Annotated in this window: 18 protein-coding genes; 8 read left to right on the top strand and 10 right to left on the bottom strand. The window is 72.6% G+C overall.

Going from position 1 to position 17,223, the window contains the following annotated elements:
- Positions 1 to 31 precede the first annotated feature (31 nt).
- Positions 32 to 748: an NAD-dependent deacetylase gene (locus ACFY7C_RS05815; RefSeq protein WP_389644269.1), complete on the bottom strand. Its 717-nt coding sequence runs from the start codon at positions 746 to 748 to the stop codon at positions 32 to 34.
- Positions 749 to 812: 64 nt separating this feature from the next.
- Here ACFY7C_RS05815 and ACFY7C_RS05810 point away from each other — a divergent pair, with 64 nt between their 5' ends.
- A complete protein-coding gene (locus ACFY7C_RS05810; protein ID WP_389644266.1) occupies positions 813 to 1,013 on the top strand; it encodes a DUF2191 domain-containing protein in 201 nt (66 codons plus the stop codon).
- Here ACFY7C_RS05810 and ACFY7C_RS05805 read toward each other — a convergent pair.
- From ACFY7C_RS05805 to ACFY7C_RS05790, 4 genes are all read right to left on the bottom strand, one after another.
- Positions 985 to 1,380 carry a hypothetical protein gene (locus ACFY7C_RS05805; RefSeq protein ID WP_389644263.1) on the bottom strand — a complete coding sequence of 132 codons (396 nt, stop codon included), beginning with the start codon at positions 1,378 to 1,380 and terminating at the stop codon, positions 985 to 987. The genes ACFY7C_RS05810 and ACFY7C_RS05805 overlap by 29 nt on opposite strands.
- Entirely contained in the window at positions 1,377 to 1,868 is a 492-nt protein-coding gene (locus tag ACFY7C_RS05800; protein ID WP_389644261.1) for an NUDIX domain-containing protein, read from the bottom strand. Before ACFY7C_RS05800 ends, ACFY7C_RS05805 begins: the two co-directional genes overlap by 4 nt.
- On the bottom strand, positions 1,865 to 2,938 hold the full coding sequence (locus ACFY7C_RS05795; protein ID WP_389644258.1) for an ADP-ribosylglycohydrolase family protein: 1,074 nt from the start codon (positions 2,936 to 2,938) through the stop codon (positions 1,865 to 1,867). Before ACFY7C_RS05795 ends, ACFY7C_RS05800 begins: the two co-directional genes overlap by 4 nt.
- Positions 2,939 to 3,009: 71 nt before the next feature.
- A complete protein-coding gene (locus ACFY7C_RS05790) occupies positions 3,010 to 4,731 on the bottom strand; it encodes a BCCT family transporter (RefSeq protein WP_389644255.1) in 1,722 nt (573 codons plus the stop codon).
- A gap of 112 nt (positions 4,732 to 4,843) precedes the next feature.
- Here ACFY7C_RS05790 and ACFY7C_RS05785 point away from each other — a divergent pair, with 112 nt between their 5' ends.
- Positions 4,844 to 5,995, top strand: coding sequence for a glycerate kinase (locus ACFY7C_RS05785; protein WP_389644253.1), 1,152 nt, complete (start codon positions 4,844 to 4,846; stop codon positions 5,993 to 5,995).
- A gap of 354 nt (positions 5,996 to 6,349) precedes the next feature.
- On the opposite strand, the gene ACFY7C_RS05780 is transcribed toward ACFY7C_RS05785, so the two are convergent.
- Positions 6,350 to 7,552 (bottom strand): PucR family transcriptional regulator, encoded by a 1,203-nt coding sequence (locus ACFY7C_RS05780; RefSeq protein ID WP_389644250.1) that lies wholly within the window; start codon positions 7,550 to 7,552, stop codon positions 6,350 to 6,352.
- Positions 7,553 to 7,727: 175 nt separating this feature from the next.
- Here ACFY7C_RS05780 and ACFY7C_RS05775 point away from each other — a divergent pair, with 175 nt between their 5' ends.
- The 6 genes from ACFY7C_RS05775 (at position 7,728) to ACFY7C_RS05750 (ending at position 13,734) form a co-directional block, all read left to right on the top strand.
- On the top strand, positions 7,728 to 8,564 hold the full coding sequence (locus tag ACFY7C_RS05775; RefSeq protein ID WP_389644247.1) for an ABC transporter ATP-binding protein: 837 nt from the start codon (positions 7,728 to 7,730) through the stop codon (positions 8,562 to 8,564).
- Between the two features lie 95 nt (positions 8,565 to 8,659).
- A complete protein-coding gene (locus tag ACFY7C_RS05770) occupies positions 8,660 to 9,430 on the top strand; it encodes an ABC transporter ATP-binding protein (RefSeq protein WP_389645985.1) in 771 nt (256 codons plus the stop codon).
- Positions 9,427 to 10,317: a branched-chain amino acid ABC transporter permease gene (locus ACFY7C_RS05765; RefSeq protein WP_389644245.1), complete on the top strand. Its 891-nt coding sequence runs from the start codon at positions 9,427 to 9,429 to the stop codon at positions 10,315 to 10,317. Before ACFY7C_RS05770 ends, ACFY7C_RS05765 begins: the two co-directional genes overlap by 4 nt.
- Complete coding sequence (locus ACFY7C_RS05760) at positions 10,310 to 11,398, top strand: branched-chain amino acid ABC transporter permease (protein ID WP_389644241.1); 1,089 nt, start codon at positions 10,310 to 10,312, stop codon at positions 11,396 to 11,398. Before ACFY7C_RS05765 ends, ACFY7C_RS05760 begins: the two co-directional genes overlap by 8 nt.
- Entirely contained in the window at positions 11,395 to 12,660 is a 1,266-nt protein-coding gene (locus ACFY7C_RS05755; RefSeq protein ID WP_389644238.1) for an ABC transporter substrate-binding protein, read from the top strand. Before ACFY7C_RS05760 ends, ACFY7C_RS05755 begins: the two co-directional genes overlap by 4 nt.
- A gap of 78 nt (positions 12,661 to 12,738) precedes the next feature.
- Positions 12,739 to 13,734: a GNAT family N-acetyltransferase gene (locus ACFY7C_RS05750; RefSeq protein ID WP_389644236.1), complete on the top strand. Its 996-nt coding sequence runs from the start codon at positions 12,739 to 12,741 to the stop codon at positions 13,732 to 13,734.
- Positions 13,735 to 13,803: 69 nt separating this feature from the next.
- On the opposite strand, the gene pssA is transcribed toward ACFY7C_RS05750, so the two are convergent.
- From pssA to ACFY7C_RS05730, 4 genes are all read right to left on the bottom strand, one after another.
- A complete protein-coding gene (pssA, locus tag ACFY7C_RS05745; protein ID WP_345491973.1) occupies positions 13,804 to 14,682 on the bottom strand; it encodes a CDP-diacylglycerol--serine O-phosphatidyltransferase in 879 nt (292 codons plus the stop codon).
- The gene (locus ACFY7C_RS05740; RefSeq protein ID WP_389644233.1) at positions 14,675 to 15,331 is read right to left on the bottom strand and encodes a phosphatidylserine decarboxylase; all 657 of its coding nucleotides are present in this window, start codon (positions 15,329 to 15,331) and stop codon (positions 14,675 to 14,677) included. Before ACFY7C_RS05740 ends, pssA begins: the two co-directional genes overlap by 8 nt.
- Positions 15,332 to 15,500: 169 nt before the next feature.
- Positions 15,501 to 16,706, bottom strand: a complete 1,206-nt coding sequence (locus ACFY7C_RS05735; protein WP_384419701.1) for an acyl-CoA dehydrogenase family protein — start codon at positions 16,704 to 16,706, stop codon at positions 15,501 to 15,503.
- A gap of 2 nt (positions 16,707 to 16,708) precedes the next feature.
- Positions 16,709 to 17,221 (bottom strand): MaoC family dehydratase, encoded by a 513-nt coding sequence (locus ACFY7C_RS05730; protein WP_389644230.1) that lies wholly within the window; start codon positions 17,219 to 17,221, stop codon positions 16,709 to 16,711.
- Positions 17,222 to 17,223: the final 2 nt, after the last annotated feature.

Below are 17,223 nucleotides of genomic sequence, written 5' to 3'. Positions count from 1 at the left end.
CGCGGGCCAGGCGGGACTTTACGGACACGGCCTAGCGCAGGCTCTCCAGCAGCGCGGGCAGTGCCGTGCCGATCGGCTCGCGCACGACCTCGTCCGCGAGCGGGTCGTACGGGGTGGGCTCGGCGTTCACGATGAGGAGTCGGGCGCCCTGCTCGGCGGCCATGCCCACGAGCGAGGCGGCCGGCTGCACCTGGAGGGTCGAGCCGACGGCGATGAAGACCTGCGCCGCCTTCGCGATCGACATGGCCTGCCCGAGCACCACCGGGTCGAGCCGCTGCCCGAACATGACGGTCGCCGCCTTCAGGATGCCGCCGCAGGCGCGGCAGGGCGGATCGGCCTCGCCGGCCCTCACCCGGTCCAGCGCTTCGGCCATCGACGAGCGGGCGTGGCAGGCCGTGCACACCACCGACCGGGCCGCGCCGTGCAGTTCGAGCACCTTGCGGTCGGGCACCCCGGCGGCCTGGTGCAGCCCGTCCACGTTCTGCGTGATGACCCGCAGCGCGTTGCCGCTCCCCTCGTACGCGGCGATGGCGTGGTGCGCGGCGTTCGGCTCGGCGTTCAGGGCCTCGCCGTCGAGCCGCATGAGCCACGAACGGCGGCGGACCTCCGGGTCGGCCATGTACGGCCCGTAGGTGACGAGCCGCTCGGCCTCCGGGTCACGCCGCCACAGCCCGTTCGGGCCCCGGTAGTCGGGGATGCCCGAGTCCGTCGAGATACCGGCACCGGTGAAGATCGCGACCATCGTCATACGGCGAGGGTAGGCAGTCCCGAAGGCCTCCCGCGAGCCGATTAACGGCTGCTAGGTTGCCCGCATGGCCAAGGTGAACGTCTCCCTCGACGCCGAACTGGTCGTCGAGGTCATGGTCCTCGCCGGCATCGGCAACCCGCAGGACGCCGTCGAGGCGGTCGTCCGCGACTACATCGCCCGCGGCCACCGCACCGAGGCCCGCACCGCCTCCCGCGACGAGCCGGTGCGCGGCGGCCTCATCCCGCAGGAGCCGCCGCAGGGCTGAACGCCCGGCGCACCCACGGAGCGGTGACGAGGACGAACAGCCCGAAGGCCAGCACCCGCCCGAGGCCGCCCGTCCCCGCCGGTGAGCCGTCGAGCAGCACGAGAACCGCGTACGCGTCGGCCGCCAGATCCGTCGCGAGGACGGCCAGGAGCAGGTCGACGCCCACCCGCCGGCCCCGCAGCAGCAGGACCGCGGCCAGCGGGTCGACGACCGCGAGCGACGACCAGTACAGGTCGAGCCAGGCCGGCGCGAACTCCCGGTGGGCGAACGGCCCCTCGGTGAGGAGGTCCCCGAGGTGGGTCACCGTGCCCACCAGCAGGCCCGCCACCCACACGGCCACCACGAGCCGCACCGCGGCCCGGCTCATCGTGCGACGCGGCCGTTCTCCAGCTCCACCGGGCCGTGGCCGCGCTCCAGGACGTCGAGGGCGGCGAGGACCCGGGGGCCGAGGGAGCCGGGCAGGTGGGCGGGGATCTCGTCGGGGTGCACCAGCTTCCAGGAGATCAGCTCCTCCTCCTGGATCCGGATCGTCCCCAGCTGCTCGTCCGACAGCACCCCGCCGTCGTACAGGTACGCCACCAGCGGCGGGCGGTCCGGCCCGTGCGACCAGTCCACCGCGAGCAGCGCGCCCAGGTCGACGTCCAGGCCGATCTCCTCGGCCGTCTCGCGGCGGGCGCCCTGGCGGGGCGTCTCGCCCGCGTCCGACTCGATCGTGCCGCCCGGCAGCGCCCACCCCTCCCGGTAGTTCGGCTCGACGATGAGCACCCGGCCGGCCCGGTCCCGGAAGAGGGCGGCCGCACCGGCCAGGACCCGGGGCAGGCCCGCCAGATACGTGGCGAAGTCAGAGGTCGTCATCCCGTCAGCGTAGCCAGCCGGACCGTCCGTTCGGCCAGCTCGCTGATCCGCGCGTGGTCGAAGCCCGCGACCGCGCTGCGCACCCGGTCCCGCAGCGGCTGCGACCACTGCGGCGGGATCGCCGCGGCCCCGCACAGCACCCCGGCGACGGCACCGGCCGTCGCCCCGTTGGAGTCGGTGTCCAGGCCGCCGCGCACGGTCAGCGTCACGGTGCGGGTGAAGTCCCCCTCCCCGTAAAGGAGCCCGGCGGTCAGCACCGCCGCGTTCGGCACCGTGTGGATCCAGCCGAGCGAGCCGGTCTCCTTCGCCAGTTCGGCGAGGGTGTCGGACCACTCGACGCCCGCCTCGTGCAGCGCCATGGTGTGCCGTACGGTCCGGGCGAGCCGGCTGCTCGCCGGGATCCGCTCCAGGGCGGCCGGCAGCGCGGAGCGGACGTCGGGGGCGGTGAACGCGGCGGCGATCAGCGCCGCCGCCCACATCGCCCCGTACACCCCGTTCCCCGTGTGGGAGAGGGCCGCGTCCCGGCGGGCGAGCGAGGCCGCCCGGCGCGGATCGCCCGGCGAGGTGAAGCCGTAGACATCCGCCCTGATCAGCGCCCCGATCCACTCCTGGTACGGATTGTCGTACGTGGCGGTCAACGGCGGCCTGAGGCCGTTGGCCAGGTTCCGGTAGGCCACCCGCTCCGCCGTGAAGGTCTGGAGGTAGGGCAGCCGCAGCAGCCAGTGCTCGCCCACCTGCTCGGTCGTGAAGGCGAAACCGCGGGTCTCCAGCAGATGCAGCCCCAGGATCGTGTAGTCGATGTCGTCGTCCCGGCAGCTGCCGTTGATCCGGCCGCGCACGCACTGCGGCCACTCCGGGCGCAGCTCGAAGCCGTCGGCTCCGGCGGCCGGCGGCGGAGGAAGGTAGTCGGTGAGCGGCAGGGCGTCGGTCAGCCGCAGATAGGCGTCGATCCGCTCGCGCGTCCAGTGGTCACCGCTCTCGACCGGCTTGCCGAGCATGTTCCCGGCGATCCGCCCCGTCCAGCCGCCGAGGATCCGGTCGGCGAGTTCGCTGTGCTTGAGCTGGCCCATGCCTCCGGTGTACCGAATGCGGAGCGCGGGCGCGCGCCGACGCACCCGGCGGACACCGGAGGATCGACCCGTCAGTCCTCCTCGCCGCCCCGGCCCTCCCTGCCCCGGCCCTCTCCTCCGGCTTCCCCGCCGCCCGCGGCTCCGGAGTCACCCCCGGTCCGGGACTTCGCGGCGCGGCGCAGCCGGTGGTGCCGCGAGGGGCCCTGGTCGGAGATCGCGTCACCCACCATCGCCTTCACCGCGTCCCCCACGCCGTGCAGCGCGCCCTGCCGGGCCGGCCCCGCGCCCGGGTCCTCACGGAGCTCCTTCAGGAGGGCCCAGCACAGCCCCAGCATCACCAGGACGAAGGGCAGCGCGACCAGGATCGTCGCCGTCTGGAGCGAGTTCAGGCCGCCCGCCACCAGCAGTACGGCGGCCACCGCGGCCATCAGGACGCCCCAGGCGACCACCAGCCAGGTCGGCGGGTGCAGCGCGCCCCGGCTGGTCAGCGAGCCCATCACCAGCGAGGCCGAGTCCGCGCTGGTCACGAAGTAGGTCATCACCAGGAGCATGGCCACGTACGAGGTGACCGTCCCGATCGGCAGCGCGTCCAGCATCGCGAAGAGCGAGGCCTCCGCCCCGTCCTTCACCGCGCCCGCGAGGTCGGCGGCGCCCGTGGAGTCCAGCCGGATCGCGGTGCCGCCCATCACGCAGAACCAGATCACGGTGGCGCCCGAGGGCACGAGCAGCACCCCGAAGAGGAACTCGCGGACCGTCCGGCCGCGTGAGATCCGGGCGATGAACGTGCCGACGAACGGCGCCCAGGACAGCCACCACGCCCAGTAGAAGATCGTCCAGGCACCGAGCCAGGCCCGGTCCGAGAACGCGCCCGTGCGGCTCGCCATCGGCAGCAGTTCGTGGAGGTAGCCGCCGACCGAGGCGGGGATCGTGTCCAGGACGTACACCGTCGGACCGAGCAGGAACACGAAGAGCATCAGAGCGGCGGCGAGCACGATGTTCAGCGTGGACAACCACTTCACGCCCTTGTGCAGGCCGGAGAAGGCGGACACCACGAAGGCCGCCGACAGCGACACGATGATGACCAGTTCGGTGGTCGTGGAGGCCTCGACGCCCACGGTGAGGTTCAGGCCCTCCGCCACCTGCAGCGCGCCGAGGCCCAGGCTGGTCGCGGTGCCGAAGACGGTCGCGAACACCGCCAGCAGGTCGATCGCCCTGCCCGGCCACGACCGCGCCCTGCGCTCGCCCATCAGCGGGACGAACGCGGCGCTCAAGGTGTTGCCGCGGCCCTTGCGGAAGCCCGCGTAGGCGAGGGCGAGACCGGCGATGCCGTAGATCGCCCACGGGGTGAGCGTCCAGTGGAAGAAGGAGTACTCCATCGCCGTACGGGCCGCGGCGCCGGACCGCGGCGGGACGCCGGTCGCCGGGGGCGGGTCCAGATAGTGCTGGAGCGGTTCCCCCACGCCGTAGAACATCAGACCGATGCCCATCCCCGCGCTGAACATCATCGCGATCCAGGCCAGGTTGGTGAACTCCGGCTCGGAGTCGTCCGCGCCGAGCCTGATCCGCCCGAAGCGGCTGAGCGCGATCACCACGCACAGCACCAGGAAGACGTCGGCGGCCGTCACGAACAGCCAGGCGAAATGGGACAGGACCCAGCCCAGGGCCGCCGAGGAGGCGTCGTCGAAGGAGTCCTTGCCGAGCGCCGCCCAGCCGACCACCGCGACGACGGCGACCATCCCGATGCCGATGACCTTGGTGTCGGGACGGTTCTGATCGATCGGTTCCGTGCTCATGTGGCACCACTATGGTGCGGAATATCGCCTTATCAGGGGGTGGCACGCCGTCTTCCGGTACGGATAGGGTCGGCCTCGGCGCGACTGCCTGTTCGAAAGCAAGGGATGCAAGGTGACGGACGGAGCAGTAACTGAGGTCGCACGCGTGCTCGTCGCGGCCGACAAGTTCAAGGGTTCGCTCACGGCCGTACAGGTCGCGGAGCGGGTCACAGCAGGACTGCGACGGGTCGTCCCGGAGCTCGAAGTGGAGACGCTGCCCGTCGCCGACGGCGGCGACGGCACCGTCGCGGCGGCCGTCGCGGCCGGATTCGAACGGCGTGAGGTCACCGTGACCGGGCCGGTCGGCGATTCCGTCACGGCGGCGTTCGCGCTGCGCGGGACCACGGCGGTGGTGGAGATGGCGGAGGCGTCCGGCCTCCAGCTCCTGCCGGCCGGGGTCTTCGCCCCGCTCACCGCCACCACCTACGGCTCGGGCGAGCTGCTGCGGGCGGCGCTCGACGCGGGCGCCACCACGATCGTCTTCGGCGTCGGCGGCAGCGCCACCACCGACGGCGGCGCCGGCATGCTCGCCGCGCTCGGCGCCCGCTTCCTCGACGCCGCGGGGGAGCCGGTCGGCCCCGGCGGCGCGGCCCTCGCCGAACTGGCCTCCGCCGACCTGACGGACGTCGACCCCCGCTTCGCCGACGTCGACTTCGTCCTCGCCAGCGACGTGGACAACCCGCTCACCGGCCCGAAGGGCTGCGCGGCGGTGTACGGCCCGCAGAAGGGCGCCTCCCCAAAGGACGTCGAGACCCTGGACGCGGCGCTCGGGCACTACGCACGGGTCCTGGAGAAGGCGATCGGCCCCAAGGCGGCCGAGCTCGCCGCCTCCCCGGGCGCGGGCGGCGCGGGCGGCATCGGCTACGGCGCCCTGCTGCTCGGCGCGAGCTTCCGCCCCGGCATCGAGCTGATGCTCGAGGTCCTCGGCTTCGCCCCGGCCCTGGAGCGCGCCACCCTCGTCATCACCGGCGAGGGCTCCCTCGACGAGCAGACCCTCCACGGCAAGGCCCCCGCGGGCGTCGCCGCGGCGGCCCGTGCCGCCGGCAAGGAGGTCGTCGCCGTGTGCGGCCGCCTCGCCCTCCCCCCGGAAACCCTCGGCGCCGCCGGCATCCGCCGCGCCTACCCCCTCTCCGACCTGGAGCCGGACCCGGCGAAGTCCATCCCCGACGCGGGCCCCCTCCTGGAACAGGTCTCGGCGAACATCGCCCGGGACTTCCTGAGCTAGCCCACTTCCCGGGCCGCCCGCCCAGGCCGCCTGCCCCGGCCGGGCCGCCCGCTCCGGCTGGGCCGCTCCGGCGGGGCGGGCGGACCGCGCGGGCCGTGCCCGGCGGCGGCGCCGAACGGCGTCTACGGGCCCCGGCACTTCCCGGGCCCGGCCGGCAAGCCCCGCGGGCCGTGCCCGGCGGGGGCACCGCATCGCGTCCACGGGACTCGGCTCGGCCCCGGCCGGGGCCCTGCGGGTCTTCCCCCGGCGGGGGCGCCGCATGGCGTCTCCGGCCCACGCACGGCACCGGCCGGTCCGTGCCGGGGCGCAGGTGCCGGACACTGGCGGTGGCCGCCGGCCCGGACCTCCGCCCGTTCAGCCGGCCGACGTCAGGCGGAAGGCGTCCAGGGCCAGCGTCATCTCCGTGAGGTCCCGGGGCCGGGACAGGGACCGTGACGTCAGCTGCTCCAGGCGGCGCAGCCGGTTGAAGACCGTGTTGCGGTGGCAGTACAGGCGGCCCGCCGCACGGCCCGCCGAGCCCTCGCAGTCGAGCCACACGTCCAGCGTCTCCAGGAGCACCGCCCGGTCCGCCGGGTCCAGTTCGAGCAGTCCGCCGAGGACGTCGTGGACCAGCAGTCCCGCCATCTCCGGCTGGCTCACCACCAGTGCGCCCGGCATCCGCCGGTCCAGCCGGACGATCTCGTGCGACTCCGGCGGACACGTGCGCAGCGCCAGTTCCGCGAGCCGCCGCGCCCGCCCCAGCTCCGCGAGGCCCGTCACCACCGGACTGATACCGCCCGGCCCCGGGCAGCGACCCTGCAGCAGGTCCGACAGCGCGTCCAGGTCGGTCCCGTCGGCCAGCGCGGCCACGCCGATCTCGCAGTGCGCCCGCATCCGCCACAGGAACCGCACGCCCGCCCCCCGCACCCGCCGGTGGAACGGCTCCGGCACCTCCCGCCGGTCCTGCCGCAGCACCACCACCGCGTACCGGCCGTGCTCCGGCAGGTCCAGGCCCGCCGCCGCCCGCGCCACCACCTCCGCCGCCTGCGGCCGGTCGCCGAGCAGCTCGTCGAGGAGCGCCGCGAGCTGCTCGTCGGTCCGGCGCCGCAGCTCCAGCTCCGTCGCCCGGTACGCCTCCGAGGCCGTGTCCGCCTGGGTGTCCACCGCCTGCCACACCATCGTGGCCGACTGCATCAGCGCCGTCAGCTCCCCGGGCCGCGCCGCCGCGCCCTCGATCAGCGCGTCCCACACCAGGTGGCCGGCGTGCCGGTACGCGTGCACGACGAGTTCCAGCGGCATGCCCTGCTCGGCCCGCCGCCGGCCCATCTCGTCCGCGTGCTCCAGGTCCCGCCGGGGCGAGTCGCGCGGCGCCGAGATCATCTCGATCCCGATCCGCATCGCCTCGTGCGCCTCCTGCCAGTGCTGGTCGTACGGCACGATCCGGCCGTACGCCGGCTCGTACTCGTGCAGCTCCCTCAGATGCTCGTCCACCAGCTCCGGCAGCCGTTCCAGGAGCGCCGTGCACGCCTGTGCCAGCAGCTTCCAGTCATCGCCGGTCCGCGGTCTGCGCCGTCCCATGCCGGGAGGATGCCATCCCTCCACCGCTTCCCACAGGCCCCTGACACGCACCGTTGTGCGCGTGCACAACCCGCCGCCGGGCCCGCTGGTCAACGGCAGCGTTTCGGCCGCCGGACGTGGACGGGCGACCCGGCCCGGTGCTGGGGTGAGCGCCACGCATCACGGAAGGGGAACCATGGGAGGTACCGCACTCGCCCTGGAGGTCGCGGACCTGACGGCGGGATACGGGCCGGTACGCGCTCTGCGCGAGGTGTCGATCGAGGTGCCCGAGGGCGCGGTCGTCACCGTCCTCGGCGGCAACGGCGCCGGCAAGTCCACCCTGCTGCGGGCGATCTCGCGCACACTGGCGTTCCACGGCGGCGCCGTCACGAGCGGAACCGTCCGCTTCGCCGGCCGCCCCCTCGACGGGCTAGCGACGGACCGGGTCGTGGCCGCCGGGGTGTCCCAGGTCCCCGAGGGCCGTCAGGTCTTCGCCCGGATGACGGTGGAGGACAACCTGCGCGCCGGGACGCTCGGCGCCCGCGGCGACCGCGCCGCGAAGGCGGCGGCCCTGAAGCGGGTCCACGAGCTGTTCCCCGTCCTGGCCGAGCGCGCCCGGCAGCAGGCGGGCCTGCTCTCCGGCGGTGAGCAGCAGATGCTGGCCGTCGGCCGGGCGCTGATGGCCTCGCCGCGGCTGCTCCTGCTCGACGAGCCCTCGCTGGGGCTGGCCCCGCTGATGGCCGCCCGGATCGCCGACACTGTCCGGGAGATCAACGCCCAGGGCACGGCGGTGCTGCTCGTCGAGCAGAACGCGGCGCTGGCCCTGCGGCTCGCCTCCCGCGCGTACGTCCTGGAGGTCGGCCGGGTCACCCTCTCCGGGCCCGCCGCGGAACTCGCCGCCTCGGACGAGATCCGGCGCCGCTACCTGGGCGTCGCCGACGAGGAGGCGGCGGACTCCGACGCGCACACGTCCACGGATGTCACGGGCCCCGCCCGCCGCCCGGTCCTCGCCCGCTGGGAGGAGACCCGATGAGCCGCACCCCGCCCCCTCCCGCCCGGGAGCCGGAGCCGGCCCCGAACGGAGCCGCCCTCGGCCCCGCCCCGGCCCACGACACCGCCCCCACCGACATCCCCGCCCTCTCCGTCCGTGACGTCACCGTCCGCTTCGCCGGGCTCACCGCCCTCGACGGTGTCTCCTTCACCGTGCGGCCCGGCACCGTGCACGCCGTCATCGGGCCCAACGGCGCCGGCAAGTCCACCTGCTTCAACGTGCTCTCCGGCGTCTACCGGGCCACCTCCGGCTCCGTACGCTTCGGCGACCAGGAGCTGACCGGGCTGCCCCCGCACCGGATCGCCGGTCTCGGCGTCGCCCGGATCTTTCAGAACCTCGCGCTGCCGCCCCGCGCCACCGTCGAGGACAGCCTGATGCTCGGCCGGCACCGGCTCACCCGGACCGGCTTCCTCGCCGCCGGGCTCCGGCTGCCGTCCGCCGCCCGCGAGGAGGCGAGGCACCGGGCCAGGGTGCGGGAGATCGCCGCCTTCGTCGGCCTGGAGGAGGACCTGGCGCGACCCGCGGGATCCCTCCCGTACGGCCGACAGAAGCTCGCCGAACTCGCCCGCGCCCTCTGCATGGAGCCCAGGCTGCTCCTCCTCGACGAGCCCGTCGCCGGGATGACCGCGGACGAACGCCGCCGCACCGCCGCCGTCATCGCCGGCGTCCGCGACAGCCTCGGCATCTCCATCGTCCTCGTCGAACACGACATGGGGGTGGTGATGCGGCTCGCCGACGCCGTGACCGTCCTCGACTTCGGCCGCCGCATCGCCGACGGCACCCCCGCCGACGTGCAGAACGACCCGGCCGTCGTCCGCGCCTATCTCGGAGAGGAGGACGCCGAGTGAGCACCTTCGCCGAACTCCTCGTCAACGGCGTCTCACTGGGCTCGATCTACGCCCTCATCGCCCTCGGTTTCGTCGTCATCTTCCGGGCCACGGAGGTCGTCAACTTCGCCCACGCCTCGCTGCTGCTCGCCGGCGGCTATCTCACCGCCGTCCTCCACGACGACCTCGGCTTCTGGCCGGCGCTCGCCGTCGGGATCGCCGGCGCGGCGCTGGTCGGCGCGGCCGTCGAGTTCCTGGTGATGCGCCGCTACCGGGGCGCGGACCACAGCGTCCTCGCCATCGTCACCATCGGCGTCGACATCCTCCTGGCCACCGAACTGACCCGCCGGATCGGCACCGACATCCTCTCGCCGGGCGATCCGTGGGGCGACGCCGTCGTCACGATCGGCCCGGTCACGATCGCCGAAACCCGGATCGCCGCCTTCGTCGCGGCCGCGCTGCTCATCACCGCCTTCCTGCTGGCCTTCCGCTACACGTCGTGGGGCGTGGCCATGCGGGCCGCCGCCGAGAACCGGGAGACGGCGGCCCTCATGGGCATCTGCCTCGGCCGGGTCTCCCTGGGCGCCTGGGCGGTCGCGGGCGCGCTCGCCGCCGTCGCCGCGCTGTTCCTCACCGTCTTCCCCACGCCCGGTCTGGAGCGCTCGACCTCCCTGGCCGCGCTCAAGGCCTTTCCCGCGGCCATCCTCGGCGGCCTCGACTCCACCACCGGGGCCCTCGTCGGCGGCCTGCTCGTCGGCGTCACCGAGTCCCTGGCCACCGGCTACCAGGGCGACCTGACCTTCCTGGGCCGCGGGATCGGCGACCTCGCCCCGTACCTCGTCATGGTCGCGGTGCTGCTCGTCCGCCCCGCCGGTCTCTTCGGTACGAAGGAGCTGGCCCGTGTCTGAGACGCTCACCGCCCGCCGTACGGCCGTCCTGGCCCGTCCTCGGCTCTGGGCCTGGGCCGCCGGCGGGGTCGTCCTGCTCGCCCTGCCCTTCTACCTGGACCGCTTCTGGTTGCAGGCCGGGCTCTTCGCCATCGCCGCCGCCATCGGCGCCATCGGGATCAACCTGCTCACCGGCGCCACCGGGCAGCTCTCCATGGGCCATGCCTTCTTCCTCGCCGTCGGCGCGTACGGCTACTGCGCCTTCGCCGGCGACGGCTCGGACGGACTGACCGGCCTCGGGCTGCCCGGCTGGCTCGCCGCCGTGCTCGCCGTCGCCCTCGCGGGCCTCGCGGGCGGGGTGTTCTCGCCGATCGCGGGCCGGCTGCGCGGCGCCTACCTCGGCATCGCCACCCTCGCGCTGATCTTCATCGGCCAGCACGTGCTGTTCAACGCGCACGACCTGACCGGTGGCTACAACGGCCGGGCCGTCCCGCCGCTGAGCCTGTTCGGCCTCACCTTCGACGACAGCGAGCTGCTCGTCGCCCAGGTGCCCTTCGGCTCCGCCGAGAAGCTCTGGTACCTCGGCCTCGCGCTGCTCCTCGCGGGCGCCCTGTTCGCCCGGGGCGTGCTGCGGGGCCGGCCGGGCCGTGCCATGAACGCCATCCGGGACCACCGGATCGCGGCCGGGGTGATGGGCATCCCGGTGGCCCGCTACCGCGCCGCCGTGTTCGTCCTGTCCTCCATGTACGCGGGCCTCGCCGGCGTGGTCCTCGCGCTGGTCTTCCAGCGCACCGTGCCGGAGTACTTCGGCATGATGCTCTCCCTCGAATACCTGGCCATGATCGTCATCGGCGGTCTCGGCTCGGTCGCCGGCGCGGTGGTCGGAGGCGTCTTCGTCTCCCTGCTGCCGCAGCTCCTCAACCGGTACAGCGACGTGCTTCCCCTGGTCTCCGCCCCCGGGACGGGCGGGATCGCACCGGGGGAGGCCGCGCGCTACCTCTACGGCGCCGCCGTCGTCGCGGTGGTGCTCTTCCTGCCCGGTGGCCTGGTCCGGCCGGCCGCTCGGCGACGTACCCAGTCCACCTCAGGGGAGGAACGATGAACCACCGACGACAGGCCGTGCGGGGCCTGGCCGCCGCACTCGCGACGCTGGTCGCGCTGACCGCGGCCGGCTGCAGCTCAAAGGCCAAGGGCGGCGACGACGAGGGCACCGGCGCGGGAGGGGTGAAGGCCGGAGAGGGCGTCACCGACAAGGTGATCACCCTCGGCGCGCTCACCGACATGACCGGCGTGTACGCCACCCTCGGCAAGAGCGTCACCCAGGCCCAGCAGCTGTACGTGAAGCAGGTCAACGCCGCCGGCGGGATCTGCGGCCGACAGCTGGAGCTGACGGTCCGCGACCACGGCTACGACCCGCAGAAGGCGCTCGCCGCCTACACGGAGCTGGAGCCGAAGGTCGTGGGCTACGCGCAGTTCATCGGCTCGCCCTTCGTGGCCGCCGTCAAGCAGCGCGTCGACGGCCAGGACAAGGGCCTGGTCCTGCCGCAGGCCTGGTCGGCCTCGCTGCTCGGCTCCCCCTACATCCGCGTCCTCGGCTCCACGTACGACGTGGAGACCATCAACGCGGTCGACTTCCTGGTGAAGGAGAAGGGCCTGAAGTCGGGGGACAAGATCGGGCACGTCTACTTCGAGGGCGACTACGGCGAGAACGCGCTGGCCGGCGCCGAGCACGCGGCCGGGAAGGCGGGCCTCGAGGTCGTCGAACAGAAGATCAAGCCCACCGACAACGACATGTCGGCGCAGGTCGCCGCCCTGAAGCAGGCGGGCGTCAAGGCCGTCGTCCTCAGCGCGGGCCCGCGCCAGGCGGCCTCGCTGGTCGGCGTCGCGGCCGCCACCGGCCTGAGGGTGCCGGTCATCGGCAACAACTCGGCGTTCTCGCCGCAGCTGCTCGGCACCCAGGCCGGACCGGCCCTGCAGAAGATGTACTGGGTCGCCTCCCCGAGCCTTCCGATCGGCGCGGACACCCCGGCCGCGAAGAAGCTGGTCGCCGACTACAAGGCCGCCTATCCCGGCGACAGCCTCGACAACGGCATCGTGGCCGGCTGGACGGCGGCGAGCGTCTTCGGCGAGGCCCTGAAGAAGGCCTGCGCCGGGAAGGACCTGACCCGCGAGGCGGTCGGCAAGGCGCTGCTGACGATGACCTCGTACGACGCGGGCTTCGGCATGACGCACGACTTCGGCGACCCGAAGGCACCCTCGTCGCGGGAGTCGGTCATCCTCCAGCCGGACGCCTCCGTGCCCGGCGGCATGCGGACGGTCCGCGAGCCGTTCACCGCGGAGGCGGCGGCGTCCTACACGCACTGATCACGCCTGACCGGCTGATCATCTTCGTCGTGGGCATGTCGTCACCCTCCGGAAACAACGGAATGTGAAGCTCGGGCCATGAACGATCTCTTCACGGTCCGTCCCGCCGCCCCCGACGACCCCCGCGTCCCGGCCCTCCTGGCCGCGTACCACCTCAGCACCGAGGCCGAGAAGGGGCAGCCCGTCGACACCGTCGACGGGCTGCCGGCCGTCTACCGCGACGAGGTGCTCGACCCGCGGGCCGCCTTCGCCGCGGGCGCCACCGTGCTGCTGGCCGAGGGCCCCGAGGACGCCGCGGCCGGGCTCGTGGTGCTCACCGGCGGGGGCGAGATCAAACGCCTGTGGGTGGAGCCCGGAGCGCGGGGGAGAGGCGTGGCCCGGGCGCTGACGACCGAGGCGCTGCGCCGGGCCGAGGCGGCCGGCGCCCGCTCCGTACGCCTGTCGGTATGGCTCTGGCGGGAGAGCGCGATCGCCCTGTACCGCCGGCTCGGCTTCCAGACGGTCCGTCCCTGGGACGACCGGCCGGGGCTGCTCTGCCTGGAGCGGCCCTTCGACCGCGTCCTGAGGCTGTCCCCGGACGACATCCGCTCCCGGGCCGACGACGGCCTCGCCGCGCTCCTGTGCGACGCCGTGGACGGCGGCGCCTCCATCGGCTTCCTGGCGCCCCTGGACCCGGCCGAGGCGGCCGCGTGGTGGCGCACGGCCGCCGGGGACGCGGAACGGGGCGTACGGGAGGTCTGGGCGGCGTACGGGCCCGGGGAGGAGGTCCTGGGCGCCGTCACCCTGGTCCGCGACGGCAAGGCGAACGGGCGCCACCGCGGCGAGATCGCCCGTCTGGTGGTGCACCGGGCGGCCCGGGGCCGGGGCCTCGGCGCCCGGCTCCTCGCCACGGCCGAGGCGCACGCGGCGGCCGAGGGCCTCACCCTGCTCGTCCTGGACACCGAGACCGACAGCCCCGCCGAGCGGCTCTACCGCGCGGCCGGCTGGACGGCCGCGGGGACGATCCCGGACTTCGCCGCCGCCCCGGACGGCACCCTGCGCCCCACGACGCTGTACTACAAGCGCCTGGCCTGACCCGCGGGCGCGCGAAAAGGGCCCCGGACGCCTGTCGCGTCCGGGGCCCTTCCCGTCTGTCCTGTTCCGCTACGGCAGCTGCGCCGCCTGCGCCTGCCGCGCCTCCCGGCTCTCGCGCCGGTTGTCGCGGAAGGTGTTCACTCGCCGGGCTGTCGCGAAGAGGGGGATCACGGCGCCCAGCACCACCTGCAGCGCGCAGCCGGTCTGGAGCAGGAGCTGCCCGCCCGGGGCGTCGAACGCCCAGGCCGCCAGCATGGCCATCGCTCCGACGATCCAGCTGAGCATCGCCACCGCGAGGACACCCCGCGGCTTGGGGTACTCCACCCGGCTCACCATCAGCCACGCCGTGCCGATGATCGCCAGCAGGGTCGGGATGAACGGCAGCTCGAGCAGCACGATCGAGACGACCGTCAGCGCGCCGAAGGGGCTCGGCATGCCCTGGAACATGCCGTCCTTCATCGTCACGCAGGAGAACCGCGCGAGCCTGAGCACCACCGCGAGCAGCACCACGATCGCGGCCACGGCCGAGACCTTCTGGTGCGCGTCGTCCGCGACCATGCCGTACACAAGCACGAAGTACGCCGGCGCCAGACCGAAGCTGATCAGGTCCGACAGGTTGTCGAGCTCGGCGCCCATCGGCGAGCTGCGGAGCTTGCGCGCGACGATTCCGTCGAACAGGTCGAAGATCGCCGCGCCCAGCATCAGGATCACGGCGGTCGCGGCCGAGTGCCGCGCCATGCCGGTCTCGACACCGCTGCCGGTGAGGTGCGGGATGAGGATGCCCGTGGTGGTGAAGTACACCGCCATGAAGCCGCACGTGGCGTTACCGAGCGTGAGGGCGTCCGCTATGGACAGCCTCAACGACAGCGGCATCTCCTCGGCCTCCTCGGCCGCCTCCGCCTCAGCGTCGGCGACCCAGTCGGCCGCCCGTGTGTCGGGATCAATCACGGTCAATGCGAGTCACCCCCGCGGTCGTGGGCTGCCCCACCTCGACTGCGACCTCGACACCTTCCGGGAGGTAGATGTCGACGCGCGAGCCGAAGCGGATCAGACCGATCCGGTCACCCTGCTCGACCTTCGTCCCCTGCGGGATGTACGGCACGATCCGCCGGGCGACGGCGCCCGCGATCTGGACCATCTCGATGTCACCGAGCTCGGTGTCGAAGTGCCAGACAACGCGCTCGTTGTTCTCGCTCTCCTTGTTGAACGCCGGCACGAAGCCACCGGGGACGTGCTCCACGGACGTCACCGTGCCGGCCAGCGGCGCGCGGTTGACGTGGACGTTCAACGGGCTCATGAAGATGGCGACGCGGGTGCGTCCGTCCTTCCACGGCATGATGCTCTGCACCACACCGTCGGCGGGCGAGATGACCCGGCCCTGAGCGACCTCGCGCTCGGGGTCGCGGAAGAACCACAGCATGCCGGCCGCGAGAGCGGTGGCCGGCACGGCGACGGCCGCGGCGCGACGCGACTTCCGGGCGCGCGCGAGGCTGAGCGCCGCGGTGGCGACGGTCGGCAGAAGCCACGGCGATGCTCCGCGTGCGATGCGTACGCCCTTGAGGCTGTCGCGGTGTGCAGAGGTTTGGCTGTGGGGCATGGATGACCTTCGTAGCGGATGATGCCGCACTGGCAACGGGGGACGGCGGCTTTCCGGCGATGCTATCGGTTGCGGGCCGCAACTGGGCAAGCCAGAAGCCGAGTCGACGGCCGGAAGACGAACACAGGGTGTGATCTTCTTCGCGGCCGAACCGACCCAAATGCGACAATCAACCCTGGAATCGGTACTCCTCGAGCAGCCGACGACCAATGATCATTTTCTGGATCTCGGCGGTACCTTCGCCGATGAGCAGCATCGGCGCCTCACGGTAGAGACGCTCGATCTCGTACTCCTTGGAGAACCCGTAACCGCCGTGGATGCGGAAGGCATCCTCGACGACCTCCTTGCAGTACTCGGAGGCGAGGTACTTCGCCATCCCTGCTTCAAGGTCGTTTCGTTCCCCGGAGTCCTTTTTGCGTGCTGCGTTCACCATCATGGCATGAGCGGCCTCGACCTTGGTAGCCATTTCGGCCAGCTTGAACTGGATCGCCTGGTGCTGGGCGATCGGCTTGCCGAAAGTGTGACGCTGCTGGGCGTACTGGACGCCCAGCTCGAAAGCACGCTGAGCGACGCCACAGCCACGGGCCGCGACGTTCACGCGGCCGACCTCGACGCCGTCCATCATTTGGTAAAACCCTCGGCCGGTGACCCCGCCGAGCACCCGATTGGCCGGAATGCGCAGTCCGTCCATGATGAGCTCGGTCGTGTCGACGCCCTTGTAACCCATCTTCTCGATCTTGCCCGGGATGGTGAGGCCGGGACGGACCTCTCCGAAACCGGGCTCCTTCTCGACGAGGAAGGTCGTCATCGACTTGTGGGGGGCGGTGCCCTCGGGGTGTCCTTCGTCACTTCGGACGAGAACGGCGACCAGCGTTGACGTGCCGCCGTTGGTCAGCCACATCTTCTGACCGTTCAGGACGTACTCGTCGCCGTCCTTCACCGCCTTGGACGTGATCGCCGACACGTCCGAGCCGAGCCCCGGCTCCGACATCGAGAACGCGCCGCGCACCTCGCCGGCCGCCATCCGCGGAAGGAAGTACTCCTTCTGCTCCTGCGTGCCGTGCTGCTTCAGCATGTACGCCACGATGAAGTGCGTGTTGATGATGCCGGACACCGACATCCAGCCGCGCGCGATCTCCTCCACGCACAGCGCGTAGGTGAGCAGCGACTCACCCAGGCCCCCGTACTCCTCGGGGATCATCAGGCCGAAGACGCCGAGCTCCTTCAGCCCGTCCACGATCTGCTGCGGGTACTCGTCACGGTGCTCCAGCTCCGTGGCGACCGGGATGATCTCCTTGTCGACGAAGTCCCGGACGGTGGAGAGGATCTCCTGCTGGACGTCGGTCAGACCGTGCGTCTGGGCGAGTCGCGCCATGACTACTTCCCCTGTTCCTTCAGCTCGGGGCGGCCGGCCTGCTCGCCGCCGCGCGCTTCGATGTACTCGGCCGTCGGGACCATGACCTTGCGGCGGAAGACGCACACCAGGGTGCCGTCCTGCTTGTAGCCCTTGGTCTCGACGTAGACGATGCCGCGGTCGCTCTTGGACTTCGACGGCGTCTTGTCGAGGACCGTCGTCTCGCCGTAGATGGTGTCGCCGTGGAAGGTCGGCGCCACGTGCCGCAGCGACTCGATCTCCAGGTTGGCGATCGCCTTGCCGGAGACGTCCGGCACGGACATGCCGAGCAGCAGCGAGTAGATGTAGTTGCCGACGACGACGTTCTTCTTGAAGTCCGTCGTGTTCTCCGCGTAATTCACGTCCATGTGCAGCGGATGGTGGTTCATCGTCAGCAGACAGAAGAGATGGTCGTCGTACTCGGTGACCGTCTTTCCGGGCCAGTGCTTGTAGACGGCGCCGATCTCGAACTCTTCGTAGGTGCGGCCGAACTGCATGG

This window comes from Streptomyces sp. NPDC012769 (assembly GCF_042901205.1).
Taxonomy (GTDB): domain Bacteria; phylum Actinomycetota; class Actinomycetes; order Streptomycetales; family Streptomycetaceae; genus Streptomyces.
This window is presented reverse-complemented; position numbering and strand designations above follow the sequence as displayed.